This is a genomic window from Thauera sp. WH-2 (genome assembly GCF_048321015.1).
GTDB lineage: Bacteria > Pseudomonadota > Gammaproteobacteria > Burkholderiales > Rhodocyclaceae > Thauera.
The window spans coordinates 89497-102081 of sequence record NZ_JBLWFG010000001.1; the positions used below are offsets into that span (position 1 = coordinate 89497).

Annotated in this window: 11 protein-coding genes; 4 read left to right on the forward strand and 7 right to left on the reverse strand. The window is 66.6% G+C overall.

The window, feature by feature from the left end; genetic code table 11:
* The first annotated feature begins 134 nt into the window (after positions 1–134).
* From ACNKW1_RS00490 to ACNKW1_RS00500, 3 genes are read left to right on the forward strand one after another with little or no spacing between them, the layout of a single operon-like run.
* Positions 135–593, forward strand: coding sequence for a YaiI/YqxD family protein (locus ACNKW1_RS00490; protein ID WP_418362652.1), 459 nt, complete (start codon positions 135–137; stop codon positions 591–593).
* A 44-nt stretch (positions 594–637) separates the two neighbouring features.
* A complete protein-coding gene (locus ACNKW1_RS00495; protein WP_418362653.1) occupies positions 638–1225 on the forward strand; it encodes a DNA-3-methyladenine glycosylase I in 588 nt (195 codons plus the stop codon).
* Positions 1226–1270: 45 nt separating this feature from the next.
* A complete protein-coding gene (locus ACNKW1_RS00500) occupies positions 1271–1900 on the forward strand; it encodes a LysE family translocator (protein WP_418362654.1) in 630 nt (209 codons plus the stop codon).
* Between the two features lie 160 nt (positions 1901–2060).
* Here the strand turns inward: ACNKW1_RS00500 and corA are convergent, their stop codons facing one another.
* The 3 genes from corA to mfd all read right to left on the reverse strand — a co-directional run bounded on the left by corA (position 2061) and on the right by mfd (position 8440).
* The gene (gene corA / locus ACNKW1_RS00505; RefSeq protein WP_418362655.1) at positions 2061–3026 is read right to left on the reverse strand and encodes a magnesium/cobalt transporter CorA; all 966 of its coding nucleotides are present in this window, start codon (positions 3024–3026) and stop codon (positions 2061–2063) included.
* A gap of 20 nt (positions 3027–3046) precedes the next feature.
* On the reverse strand, positions 3047–4816 hold the full coding sequence (locus ACNKW1_RS00510; RefSeq protein WP_418362656.1) for a putative bifunctional diguanylate cyclase/phosphodiesterase: 1770 nt from the start codon (positions 4814–4816) through the stop codon (positions 3047–3049).
* 171 nt (positions 4817–4987) lie between these two features.
* A complete protein-coding gene (gene mfd / locus ACNKW1_RS00515; RefSeq protein WP_418362657.1) occupies positions 4988–8440 on the reverse strand; it encodes a transcription-repair coupling factor in 3453 nt (1150 codons plus the stop codon).
* A 233-nt stretch (positions 8441–8673) separates the two neighbouring features.
* Here mfd and ACNKW1_RS00520 point away from each other — a divergent pair, with 233 nt between their 5' ends.
* Positions 8674–9366 carry a nitroreductase gene (locus ACNKW1_RS00520; RefSeq protein WP_418362658.1) on the forward strand — a complete coding sequence of 231 codons (693 nt, stop codon included), beginning with the start codon at positions 8674–8676 and terminating at the stop codon, positions 9364–9366.
* A gap of 8 nt (positions 9367–9374) precedes the next feature.
* Here the strand turns inward: ACNKW1_RS00520 and ACNKW1_RS00525 are convergent, their stop codons facing one another.
* From ACNKW1_RS00525 to amrB, 4 genes are read right to left on the reverse strand one after another with little or no spacing between them, the layout of a single operon-like run.
* Positions 9375–10031: an alpha/beta hydrolase gene (locus tag ACNKW1_RS00525; protein WP_418362659.1), complete on the reverse strand. Its 657-nt coding sequence runs from the start codon at positions 10029–10031 to the stop codon at positions 9375–9377.
* On the reverse strand, positions 10028–11170 hold the full coding sequence (amrS, locus tag ACNKW1_RS00530; protein ID WP_418362660.1) for an AmmeMemoRadiSam system radical SAM enzyme: 1143 nt from the start codon (positions 11168–11170) through the stop codon (positions 10028–10030). The genes ACNKW1_RS00525 and amrS overlap by 4 nt, the downstream gene beginning before the upstream one ends.
* Positions 11167–11733: an AmmeMemoRadiSam system protein A gene (amrA, locus tag ACNKW1_RS00535; RefSeq protein WP_418362661.1), complete on the reverse strand. Its 567-nt coding sequence runs from the start codon at positions 11731–11733 to the stop codon at positions 11167–11169. The genes amrS and amrA overlap by 4 nt, the downstream gene beginning before the upstream one ends.
* Entirely contained in the window at positions 11720–12544 is an 825-nt protein-coding gene (gene amrB / locus ACNKW1_RS00540) for an AmmeMemoRadiSam system protein B (RefSeq protein ID WP_418362662.1), read from the reverse strand. The genes amrA and amrB overlap by 14 nt, the downstream gene beginning before the upstream one ends.
* Between the last annotated feature and the right edge of the window lie 41 nt (positions 12545–12585).

A 12585-nucleotide genomic window follows, 5' to 3' on the forward strand; every position in this document is an offset into this window, starting at 1 on the left:
GGGTGGGCGCTGGCGGGCCGGATGCGAGGTATGTGCCTTTGGGATAAAGTTCAGCCCTCATTGGGGCGAGTGGCCGCCCTCCCGGGGCTGTGCCGGAGCGGAGCAGCCTGCCAGTCGATCATGAAGGGAATGCCGTGCATATCTGGGTAGACGCCGACGCCTGTCCCGCCGTCATCAAGGACATCCTGTTCAGGGCCGCCGAGCGCACCGGAGGTGCGCTCACTCTGGTCGCCAACCAGTACCTGCGCGTACCCGCCTTGCCCCAGGTCCGTATGATTCAGGTGCCCGGCGGCTTCGATGAGGCCGACAAGTACATCGCCGCCCACGTGCAGGCTGGCGACCTGGTGATCACGTCCGACATCCCGCTCGCTGCCGACGTCGTCGCCCGCGATGCCCACGCCCTGTCGCCCAAGGGCGAGCTGTATGGCAAGGAGAACATCCGCGAGCTGCTCGACCTGCGCAACTTCATGGACACCCTGCGCAGCACCGGGGTCGATACCGGCGGCCCCCCGCCGTTCAGCATGGCCGACCGGCAGAGCTTCGCGAACCGCCTCGATCGCCTGCTGCATGCATCGGCGCAGCGCGGGGGCTGAGCGCCCCACAGGATCGCCTCGCTTCGTTTCCGGAGAGATCTACCATGTCCCAACGCTGCGCCTGGTGTGGCACCGACCCCCTGTACGTGGCTTATCACGACGCCGAGTGGGGCGTGCCCAATCACGATGACCGCCACCTGTTCGAGATGCTGGTGCTCGAAGGGGCGCAGGCGGGGTTGAGCTGGATCACGATCCTGAAGAAGCGGGCCCACTATCGCCGGGTGTTCGACGATTTTGACGCCGAACGCGTCGCACGCTACACGGAAGAGGATGTGGCGCGGCTGCTTGCCGACCCGGGGATCGTGCGCAACCGGCTGAAGGTCGAGGCGGCGATTGCCAATGCACGGGCAACGCTCGCGGCGCGTGAGCGTTTCGGTTCGCTCGATGCGCTTCTTTGGCGCTTCGTTGATGGCGCGCCACAGGATGGTGCGCGGGAGACGATCGCCGACGTGCCGGCCGAGACGGCCGAATCGAAAGCCATGAGCCGCGAGCTCAAGCGGATGGGCTTTCGCTTCGTCGGGCCGACCGTTTGCTACGCTTTCATGCAGGCGGTGGGCATGGTCAATGACCACGTGGTGGATTGTTTCCGCCATGGTGAGATCCGGGCGCTGCATGCCGCAGGCGAATGGTGAGCCTGTGGCCGTGCGCTATACTCCGCGGCGGATTTCCTGCTCGCCATGACCGTAGAACAGAGCCTCTTCGCCTTCACGCTTGCCGCCCTCGTGCTGGCGGCGACGCCCGGCATCGACACCGCGCTGGTATTGCGCATGTCGATTTCTGCCGGTGCGCGGCGCGGATTGGGCGCAGCGCTCGGGATCGCGGCCGGCTGCCTGCTCTGGGGGGCGGTCGTGGCGACCGGGCTGGGGGCGCTGCTGGCGGCGTCGGACACGGTGTTCACCATCGTGAAGCTGCTCGGTGCCGCCTACCTCGTGTGGCAGGGCGTGCTGCTGCTGCGGAGCCGGGGCTTGCGAGCCGACGCGCCTGCGCTTGCGGCAAGCGGTGAGACCGTGGGCTCGGCCTTCGCCAAGGGTTTCCTGACCAATGCGCTCAATCCCAAGGTCGGCATCTTCTATCTGACCCTGCTGCCTCAGTTCGTGCCGGCAGGGGCAGGTATGGCTGGGTTCAGCTTCCTGCTCGCGGCGATCCATGTGGCGATGTCGGTGCTGTGGTTCGTGCTGCTGATTGCACTTGCACGGCGCTCGGTCCGCTTCCTGCAGAAGCCTGCCGTAGTTGCCGCGCTCGATCGGCTCGCCGGCGTCGTGTTCCTCGGCTTCGGGCTCAAGCTGGCGGTGTCTCAGCCAGGCTAGTGTTTCGTACCCCGCGCGCCAGGGCGCATGACGAACTGCCCCAGGCCGAGAATGTCCGACTTGCGCACTTGTTGGTGTGTAGCCCAGGGCATGGCCTCGGCGTTGAGCAAGCGCCCCACGCATCAAGGGAGGCAACTCGGCGTGCAGCGCTGCGGTCTTTCTACAGCCACTTCGCCTTGCGGAAGCGCCACCAGAGAAATGCGCTTGCGCTGGCGATGATGCCAAGGCCGAACAGGTAGCCGTATCTCCACTCAAGCTCGGGCATGTGGGCGAAGTTCATGCCCCAGATGCCGGCGAAGGCCGTGGCGACCGCGAAGATGCCGGCCCAGGCTGCGAGCCGCTTGCTGATCTCGGTCTGGTCGATCGTGACCATGGACAGGTTCACCTGGATTGCGGTGCCGATGGTCTCGCGGATGCTTTCGAGCGAGGCGTTGATGCGGGCGAGGTGGTCGTACACGTCGCGGAAATAGTGCCGGCTCTTGGCGCAGACTTCGGGTACGCGCCCGCTGTGCAGCTTGCCGGCGGCTTCCAGCAGCGGCATCACCGCATGCTTGAGCATCGTGACCTTGCGCTTGAGCCGGTACAGGCGCCGGATGTTGGAGCGGGCCGCGCCCTTGGTGAAGATCCGGTCCTCCAGTGTCTCGACCTCGGTCTCGAGCCTTTCGATGAGCGGGAAATAGCCGTCGACCACGGCGTCCATCAGCGCGTAAAGCACGTAGCCGGGGCCCTTGGCGAGCATCTTCGGCTCGCGCTCACAGCGCGCCCGCACGCCGAGGAAGTCGCGCGCATGGTTGTTGCGCACTGAAAGGACGTAGTTGGCGCCGACGAAGACGTGCACCTCGCCGACCTCGAGCTTGCCTTCCTTCTCCTCGATCAGATGCATGACCGCGAACAGTTCGTCGTCGTACTCCTCGACCTTGGGGCGCTGGTGGCGGTGGTTTGCATCCTCGATGGCGAGTTCGTGCAGGCCGAACTCTTCCTTCATCCGCGCAAGCTCTTCCGGCGTGGCGTCCTTGAGCGCGACCCAGACAAAGGTGTCGCCCTGCTGGAGGGTTTCGCGGATGGCTTCGACCGGGATGTCGGCGAGCTTGTGGCCGCGCTGGTAGGCGGTACAGTTGATGAGCATCTGTCGGGTGTGCGCGTGTGTCAGGCTGGGGCGGCGCACCCTGGGTGAGATGCGCCCGTTTGTGGCGGGCAACTCTCCGGGAGAAAGTGACCAGGGTGCTTGAGGTCCTGAAGGATCAGCATCTCGGCCTGGGAGGCCGTGACCGGGCGCGAGTACATGAAGCCTTGGACATGGCTTGTGCCGAGCGCGTGCAGGAGGGTTTCCTGCTCGACGCGCTCGACGCCTTCGCAGATCACCTCGAGGTTGAGCTGCCGGGCAAGACTGAGGATGGTCTCGACGAAGCTGCGATCGGTGGGGCGGGTGTCGATGTGCTCGATGAAGGAACGGTCGATCTTCAGCGCATCGATCGGCAGTCGGTGAAGGTAGGACAGCGAGGAATACCCGGTGCCGAAATCGTCGAGCAACAACTTCAAGCGCGAACGCTTGAGCGCAACGAAGAGTTCGATGGCACGCTCGGCGTCATCCATCATCGCGCTTTCGGTGATCTCCAGCTTCAGATGGCGCGGTGCGAGCCCGCTTTGGCGCAGACTCTGGCGGATGTCCTTGAGCAGGTCGGGATAGGCAATCTGGCGCGCGGCAAGGTTCACGCTGACGGTCAGCGCCGGGCGGCGAGGATGCGCGGTCTGCCAGCGCTTGAGGTCGGTACAGGCGCGCTCCAGGATCCAGCGCCCGATCGGTACGATGAGGCCGCTTTCCTCGGCCAGCGGGATGAAGCGGGCCGGCGCGATGAGGCCTCTTTCGGGGTGGTTCCAGCGTGCCAGGGCCTCGAAGCCCACCAGCCGCCGGTCTCTCACCCGTACGATGGGCTGGTAATACACCTCGATCTGGTTGCGCTCCAAGGCGCGTCGCAGATCGAGTTCGAGATCCAGCCGGTTGAACGCCTCTTCATGCAGCTTGCGATCGAAGATCACATGGGCGCCACCTCCTTGCGTCTTGGCGCGCTTGAGGGCCATGCCCGCGTCGCGCAGCATTGCATCGGCCTCCTCATACTCCGGTGCGGACAGGGTCATGCCCGCCGACAGGCTGGCGACGACCTCCTGCGCGTGGAGCTCGAAGGGCAGCGTGCACTGCGCTTGCAGGCGCTTGATCACGCGGATGGGCGAGGTCTCGTCGCGGATGTCCTCCAGCAGGATGCCGAACTCGTCGCCACCCAGCCGGGCCACCATGTCGGTGGGACGAGTGGAGCGCCGCAGCAGGTTCGCGAGTTCGACCAGCAGCAGATCGCCGATGCGGTTGCCCAGGCTGTGATTGATGACGCTGAAGCGGTCGATGCCGCAATGGATGACTGCAAACCGGGAGTCGTTGTCCCGCCGGGCACGCTGGATGGCGTGTCCGATGCGATCGACGAAGAGCCCACGGTTGGGAAGCCCTGTGAGGCCGTCGATCAGCACCTCCGGCAGGCCGCCCGCATCGGTGCTCAGGCGCACGCCGGTTTCGTGCGCGGAGACATAGTAGAGACGGTGTTCGCGGTCGAGATTGACGCTCCAGGCGAGACCGACGTAGTGGCCATCGGCGTGGCGGCAACGGCAGGAGAAACGCAGGGTGGTCTTGTTCTCGTCGAGTTGCGAGAGGCGGTCACGGACGCCGTTGCGGTCAGCGTCGTGGATGAGTGCGGCAAATGGGCGCCAGCGCAGGGCCGTCTGATCGATTCCGAGGACATCGTTCCAGGCCTCACTCATCATCTGAACGTTCCAGTCCTCGTCCAGGACCATCAGCAAGGTGCCGGGCAGGCGGAAGAAGGCGCTTTCTGTAGGGAAGGCTTGAGGTGGTTTGCGGTAGACCTTGATCATCGGGGGCGCACCGGTGCGCAACGAAACGGTAACGCCGCGATGTTAAGCGCTTCCCGCCGGGTCCGGCTAGCGAATGGTGTCAGAGAGCGTGGCTCTGGGAAGGAGGGCGGGTCCGATGCGCGCCCTCATCCGCAGTGTCTGCCAGGCGCCAGACCGGCGCCTGCGCCCGGGCTATCCCGCCTTCACCGCATCCAGCAGGTCCTTCACCGCCTTCACCCGCTCCTTGAGGTTGGGCAGGCTCACGCGACGCACCAGCTTTTCGGGGCCGGCCATCTTGGTGCTGCGGTCCTTCTGGATCAGGAAGATGACCTTGACCGGGTCGATCGGTGCGTCCTTGGCGAACTGCACGCTGATCTGCGCGTCCGACGCATCCAGCTTCTGCACGCCGTAGTCCTTCACCAGCATGCGCAGGCGGTGGGTCTCGATGAGTGCGGCGGTCTGGGGCGGCAGCTCGCCGAAGCGGTCGATGAGTTCCTCCTGCAGCGCGCGCAGGTCTTCTTCCAGCTCGCAGTTGGCCAGGCGCTTGTAGAGCGTCAGGCGCTCCTGCACGTCGGGGCAGTAGTCGGTGGGGAGCAGGGCGGGGGTGTGCAGGTTGATCTCGGACACCACCTCCAGCGGCTGCGACAGGTCGGGCTCCTTGCCGGCCTGCAGGTCCTTGACCGCGCGCTTGAGCATTTCGGTGTACAGGCTGAAGCCGACCTGCTGGATCTCACCCGACTGGTTCTCGCCCAGCACCTCGCCGGCGCCGCGGATCTCGAGGTCGTGCATCGCCAGGTAGAAGCCCGAGCCGAGGTCTTCCATCATCGCAATTGCTTCTAGCCTTTTCTGCGCCTGCGCGGTGGGCTTGGCGCCCGGCATGGTCAGCAGGTAGGCGTAAGCTTGGTGGTGGCTGCGGCCGACGCGGCCGCGCAGCTGGTGTAGCTGCGCCAGGCCGAAGCGGTCGGCGCGGTTGATGAGGATGGTGTTGGCGGTGGGAATGTTGATGCCGGTCTCGATGATGGTGGTGCACAGCAGCAGGTTGGCGCGCTGCTGGGTGAAGTCGCGCATCACGCGCTCGAGTTCGCGCTCGGGGAGCTGGCCGTGGCCGACGACGATGCGCGCCTCGGGCAGCAACTCCTCGAGGTCGTCCTTCATGTTGTCGATGGTGTCGACCTCGTTGTGCAGGAAGTACACCTGCCCGCCGCGCTTGAACTCGCGCAGCACCGCCTCGCGGATCACGCCGCGGCTCGACGGCTGCACGAAGGTCTTGATCGACAGGCGCTTCTGCGGCGGCGTGGCGATCACCGAGAACTCGCGCAGGCCCTCCATCGCCAGGCCCAGCGTGCGCGGGATCGGGGTGGCGGTGAGGGTCAGGATGTCGACCTCGGAGCGCAGCTGCTTCAAGGCCTCCTTCTGGCGCACGCCGAAGCGGTGCTCCTCGTCGATGATCACCAGTCCGAGGCGCTTGAAGAGGACGTCCTTCTGCAGCAGGCGGTGGGTCCCGATGATGATGTCGACCTTGCCTTCGGACAGTTGCTGCAGGGCTTCGGCCTGTTCCTTGGCGGACTTGAAGCGCGACAGCTCGGCGAGCTTGATCGGCCAGTCGGCGAAGCGGTCGGCGAAGGTCTGGTAGTGCTGCTCGGCGAGCAGCGTGGTCGGGCACAGCACCACCACCTGCTTGCCGTCGGCGACTGCGATGAAGGCGGCGCGCAACGCGACCTCGGTCTTGCCGAACCCGACGTCGCCGCACACCAGGCGGTCCATCGGGCGGCCGGACTTCATGTCGCTCACCACCGCGTCGATGGCCGACTGCTGGTCGGGTGTGGTCTCGAAGCCGAAGCCCTCGGCGAAGGCCTCCAGGTCGTGCTGCTTGAAGTCGAAGCGGTGGCCCGGGCGCGCGGCGCGCTGGGCGTAGAGCGCGAGCAGCTCGGCGGCGGTGTCGCGCACCTGCATCGCCGCCTTCTTCTTCGCCTTCTCCCACTGGCCCGAGCCGAGGCGGTGCAGGTCCACGGCCTCTGGGTCGGCGCCGGCGTAGCGGGTGATCACGTGCAGCTGCGACACCGGTACGTAGAGCTTGTCGCCGCCGTTGTACTCCAGGTGCAGGAACTCGGTGTCGCCCTCGCCCAGGTTCATGTGGATGAGGCCGAGGTAGCGGCCGATGCCGTGCGAGACGTGCACCACAGGGTCGCCGACCTTCAGCTCCGACAGGTCGCGCAGCCAGCCCTCCATGGTGGCGGCCTTGCGCGCGTCGCGGCGCACGCGGCTGCGCGCGGTGGCCGCGTAGAGCTCGGTCTCGGTCAGCACCGCGAGCTTGGCAGCCGGCAGCACGAAGCCGCGCGCGAGCGGCGCGACGCCGAGCGCGAGGCGGGCGTCGCCATCGAGGAAGGCGCCGAAATCGGTGCTGGCCTTGGGCTTGACGCCGTATTCGGCAAAGAACTCGGCCATGGTCTCGCGCCGGCCGGGCGAGTCCGATAGCAGCAGCACGCGGCCGTCGAAGCCGTCGAGGAAGGTCTTCAACCTGTGCAGCGGGTCGGTGGCCTTGCGCTCGACCGCGACCGCGGGCGGGGGCAGGGCGAGCGCATCGGGGGTTTCGGCGCTCGCCTCGGCACCGATGCTCAGGCGCGAAAGGTTCTTCAGCGCGACGAAGAACGCCTCGTCGGTGAGGAAGAGCTGCTCGGGCGCCAGCACGGGGCGGGTACGGTCGCCCTTCAGCAGGTCGTGGCGCGAGCGTGTGTCCTTCCAGAACTCGGCGATCGCCGCCGGTACGTCGCGGTGCAGCAGCACCGGTGTCTCGGCGGGCAGGTAGTCGAGCAGGGTCGCAGTCTCGTCGAAGAACAGCGGCAGGTAATACTCGATGCCGGCGGGCGCGATGCCGTTGGAGACGTCCTTGTAGATCGAGGCGCGCGTCGGATCGCCCTCGAAGGTCTCGCGGAAGCGGCTGCGAAAGCGCGTGCGGCCCTTGTCGTCGAGCGGGAACTCGCGCGCCGGCAGCAGGCGGATCTCCTTGGTCGGGTAGACCGTGCGCTGGGTGTCGGGGTCGAAGGTCTTGATGCTCTCGACCTCGTCATCGAAGAGGTCGATGCGGAAGGGCAAGGGCGAGCCCATCGGGAAGAGGTCCACCAGCCCGCCGCGCACCGAGAACTCGCCCGGGCTCACCACCTGCGTCACGTGTGCATAGCCGGCGAGCGCCATCTGTGCCTTGAACTGCTCCACATCCAGCCGCTCGCCCTGCTTGAGGAAGAAGGTGTAGGCGGCCAGATAGTTCGGCGGCGCCATGCGGTAGAGCGCGGTTGAGGCCGGCACCAGCACGAGGTCGGTCTCGCCGCGGCTGATCGCGTAGAGCGTCGACAGGCGCTCGGAGATCAGGTCCTGGTGAGGGGAGAAGTTGTCATAGGGCAGGGTCTCCCAGTCGGGCAGCACGTGCGCGCGCAGGCCAGGGGCGACCCAGGCGATCTCGTCCTGCAGGCGCTGGGCGTCGAGCGGGTTGGCGGTGATCACTACCAACATGCGGCCGCGGCTGGCGAGCTGGGCGATCGCGAGCGCGTCGGCGGAGCCTGCGAGCGGAGCAAGGTCCAGGCGGGCGCCCGGCTTGGGCAGCTTGTCGGTGGCGAGGCGTGACAGGAGAGAGTCGAGGGTGTTGGGCATGAGGGCTGCGTCTAAAGCACGGCACGACGCCCGCGTAGGGCGCGGGGGTCGTGCGATCGGAATGCGCAATTATAGGAGAGCCACAGCTCGTTCATGCGCGATTGCGCGTCCCGCCCTCCACCTCACGCTCACCGCCTCACGCTCACGTTGACGTGAACGGCATGTAGACACACCATAGGTCCTCGCGCCAAGAAGGCTTTCATTCATCACAGGCTCAACGAGAGATTGCAATCATGACCACTCCGCTTCAGTCCGCCGTCGACCAGGTCATCGACAGCCGCCATTCCTGCCGCGCCTTCCTGCCGCGCACCGTTCCGAAAGAAACCATCGCCGAGATTCTTGCCGTGGCCTCGCGTGCGCCCTCGGGCACCAACATCCAGCCCTGGAAGGCCTGGGTGCTGACGGGCGACGCCAAGGCGAGGGTCACGGCCAGACTGCTCGCGGCCTTCGACGACCCTGAAGAGGCGGCCACCCACACCGATCCGTACCAGTACTACCCGAAGCAGTGGATCTCCCCCTACATCGACCGTCGGCGCAAGGTCGGCCTCGATCTGTATGGCTTGCTCGGGATCCAGAAGGGGGATGCGAAGCGGATGCACGAGCAGTTCGCGCGCAACTACAAGTTTTTCGATGCGCCGGTCGGGCTGATCTTCACGGTCGATCGTGTCATGGAACAGGGTTCCTGGCTCGACTACGGCATGTTCCTGCAGAACGTGATGCTGGCTGCCAAGGCGCGCGGCCTCGATACCTGCCCGCAGGCGGCGTTGATCCAGTTCCACCGCATCCTTCGCCCGGAACTCGGAATTCCCGACAACGAAACCCTGATCTGCGGGATGTCCCTGGGCTACGCGGACCCGGACGCGCCCGAGAACAGGCTCAGAACGGAGCGTGCGCCGCTCGACGAGTGGGTGGTGTTCCGCGACTGAGGTCCGGCTCAGTCCGGGGCGGCACCTTCCTCCGGAGGCAGGTGCTGCCGCAGCCAGGTCGCGGCTGCTCTCGCGGCAAACAGCTCCTGCTCGTGTGCATCTCGTGCCGGTGGAAGGGCGAGCCAGTGGTGGGCGCCCCTCATCAAAGGGTAGGCCGTTTCCAGGATGTTCGCCTCCGCGCTGCCGGGGCGGATGATCAGGCGCACGGGCGTGCGCACCGCGCGCAGGGGCTCTGCACCGGCCAGATCGGCGCGGCCATCCAGGCAGGCGATCGCGATGAAGGCGTCCGGGGCCCGCACCGCAGCGCGTACCGCGGCGGCGCAGCCTGTGCCGCTGGCGACCAGGCCGAACGGCAGGCCGACCAGGGGCGGCTGATGCGCAGCCCATTCGACCGCGGAGAGGATGCGATCGGTGAGGCGGGGAATGTTGTAGGAGGCATCCGCGTCGCGCATCGCCTCCTGCCGTGTGAGCAGATCCACCGTCATGGTGGCAAAACCCGCTGCCTGCAGCGCAAGTTCGAGCGGGCGCGGCGGCGCATCGGGCGAAGGGTGGCCGAGCGAATGGATGCACAGCGCGAGTCCGCGAACGTCCGGCGCATGGGCGAGCACGCCGTCGAGCCAGGCGCCGTTCGATGAAATGCTGACCGGGGTGTGGCGAAGTTTCACGAAAGCTGCCTGCCAGCGCTGGGCTGGCGGTGGATGGAGACGGGGATGCGGCGGGCGCCGAAGGCTTCGTCTATCGCTGCGCCGACCGGGCCGAACCGGCCTGCGAGCCGCTCGCCGCAGCGGGGGCAGGCGCCCTGCGCGTTCAGGCGGTAGCTGCGAATCTCGTACCAGTCGCGCACGATCACGGGCTCACCGCAGGCGGCACAGCGAGTGGTGTCGCCCTCCGTGTCATGGACGTTGCCGGTGTAGACATGGCGAAGGCCGGCATCGAGCGCGATCTGCCGCGCCCTGCGCAGGGTTGCGGGTGGCGTGGGGGGAAGGTCGACCATCTTGAAGTCGGGGTGGAAGGCGCTGAAGTGCAGTGGCACCTCGGCCCCGAGTTCGTCGTGCACCCATTTCGACAACGCCCGCAACTCGGTATCGGAATCGTTCTGTCCCGGAATCAGCAGGGTGGTCAGTTCCACCCACACGTCGGTCTCGTGACGCAGCCAGACCAGCGTGTCGAGCACCGGCTGCAGGTGCGCGCCGCACAGCTTCACGTAGAAGTCGTCGGTGAAGCCCTTGAGGTCGACGTTGGCTGCGTCCATACGCGAGAAAAAATCCTTGCGTGCGCATTCGCTGATGTAGCCTGCCGTCACGGCTACGGTCTGCAGCCCGACCGCATGGCAGGCGTCGGCTACATCCATGGCGTACTCGGCGAAGATCACCGGGTCGTTATAGGTAAAGGCGACGCTGTGGCAGCCCCAGTGAAGCGCGGTATCGACGATCTCCTGCGGTGAGGCCTGGTCCATCAGTGTGTCCATGTCGCGAGACTTGGAGATGTCCCAGTTCTGACAGAACTTGCACGCCAGGTTGCAGCCCGCCGTGCCGAAGGAGAAGACCTTGCTGCCGGGGTAGAAGTGGTTGAGCGGTTTCTTCTCGATCGGGTCGATGCAGAAGCCCGAGCTGCGGCCGTAGGTGGTGAGCAACATCACGTCACCTACGCGCATGCGCACGAAGCAGGCACCGCGCTGGCCGTCGTGCAGCTTGCACAGGCGCGGGCACAGGTCGCACTGGAAGCGGCCGTCGTCCAGACGTTGCCAGTAGCGCGCAGGAAAACGGCTGCCGATCACGTTGGCAGGCTCGGGCTGGGTGTTCATGAGGCCTCCTGTTCGGTCTCCTTCCATTTCTGTACGTGGTAGCGCGCGGCCATCAGCTCGACCACCTCGCGGTCCATCGGCAGGCCGGCCTTGTGCTTGAGCGCAGCGAGGAACTGGCGTGGCTCGGGCAGTTGATCCCACACCTGTGGCAGGAAGGTCGCGCTGCGGCAGCCGGAGAAGATGATCAGGCCGTCTTCGCCTGGGCGCAGTTGGGCGAGGAGTTCCTCTTCACCGAAGAAGTCGAGGAACTCCGGCTCGGACAGGACCGACACCTCGATCGTGATGGCGCTGAACTCGTCCGTGCCGAGCGGCCCGAAGCGCGTGTCTTCCATGGCGGCGGCCACCGCGTTGGCGATCACGTCCTCCCCCAGTTCGCGCGAGCGGCGCAGGCTGCCAATGCAGCCGCGCAGTTCGCCGTCCTTGAGCAGGGTGATGAAGGTGGCGCCTTTCTCGTGCAGGCGCGGATCTTCGGGGACTGCCGGCGCGGGACCAAGCCCCAGGCGGTGTGCGATGGCCGCGCGGGCAAGTCGCAGCAGGATGGAGCCGAAATCAGTGTCGGGCATGGCTGGGGGGTTCCAGTTCACAAAAGGCGATGCTGGTGTAGCCGACGACCTGGGAGCGGTCGCCGGCCGTGTCGCCGGAGTTGCGCAGGTCCAGCAGATGGGCCCGCAGGGGATGGCTGTGTGCTGCGAGCAGCAAGCCGTTGATCGGGGTGGCGCCGCAGGCCTGTTGGTGGTCGAGCCCGGGTCGTAGTGCCAGCACTTGCTCGACGGCGGCACGGTCGGATGCCTGCGCTTCGCGGTAGCCGAGATAGTGGGAGAGATCGGAGCTGATGAGGATCAGCGTCTCGGGACCGCCCCAAAGGCTGTCGAGCACGCTGGCGGTCGCCTCGGTGCTGGCGTCGCCCACCAGTACCGGAACAATCTCGAAGCGCTCGAGCACCATCTGCAGGAAGGGCAGCTGTACCTCGAGACAGTGCTCGAAGGCGTGCGGGCGGTCGTCCACGATCACGTCGCGCCGGGCTTGCAGCGCGAGCCATGCCTGGCGAGAGAGCGGCACTTCGCCGAGCGGGGTGGCGAATACCTGCGCGGCGGGCAGGGCGAAGCCTGGCACGGCCATGCGGTGCGTGGGGCCGAGCATGACGACGCGGCGGATACGCTCGCGCAACGGCGCGAGCAGCGCGTACGCGCTTGCTGCGACCGGGCCGGAATAGATGTAGCCCGCGTGCGGCACGATGATCGCCTTGGGTGCGCCGGGAGCGTCCAGCCCCACTGCAGTGTTGAGCAGTTCGGCGAGTTGGGTGCGCAGCACGCGTTCGTCACGGGGGTAGAACTGGCCGGCCACCGCCGGCGGCCGGATCGCTGCGAGCGCCATGATGGATCCTGCGGAAGGTTGCCTGAATGAAAACGGGGTGT

What these genes read in the sequence shown, in the direction of transcription:
- ACNKW1_RS00495 (WP_418362653.1), top strand. Translation starts at nt 638, where the DNA reads ATGTCCCAACGCTGCGCCTGGTGTGGCACCGACCCCCTGTACGTGGCT.
- ACNKW1_RS00500 (WP_418362654.1), top strand. Translation starts at nt 1,271, where the DNA reads ATGACCGTAGAACAGAGCCTCTTCGCCTTCACGCTTGCCGCCCTCGTG.
- corA (WP_418362655.1), bottom strand. Translation starts at nt 3,026, where the DNA reads ATGCTCATCAACTGTACCGCCTACCAGCGCGGCCACAAGCTCGCCGAC.
- ACNKW1_RS00510 (WP_418362656.1), bottom strand. Translation starts at nt 4,816, where the DNA reads ATGATCAAGGTCTACCGCAAACCACCTCAAGCCTTCCCTACAGAAAGC.
- mfd (WP_418362657.1), bottom strand. Translation starts at nt 8,440, where the DNA reads ATGCCCAACACCCTCGACTCTCTCCTGTCACGCCTCGCCACCGACAAG.
- ACNKW1_RS00520 (WP_418362658.1), top strand. Translation starts at nt 8,674, where the DNA reads ATGACCACTCCGCTTCAGTCCGCCGTCGACCAGGTCATCGACAGCCGC.
- amrS (WP_418362660.1), bottom strand. Translation starts at nt 11,170, where the DNA reads ATGAACACCCAGCCCGAGCCTGCCAACGTGATCGGCAGCCGTTTTCCT.
- amrA (WP_418362661.1), bottom strand. Translation starts at nt 11,733, where the DNA reads ATGCCCGACACTGATTTCGGCTCCATCCTGCTGCGACTTGCCCGCGCG.
- amrB (WP_418362662.1), bottom strand. Translation starts at nt 12,544, where the DNA reads ATGGCGCTCGCAGCGATCCGGCCGCCGGCGGTGGCCGGCCAGTTCTAC.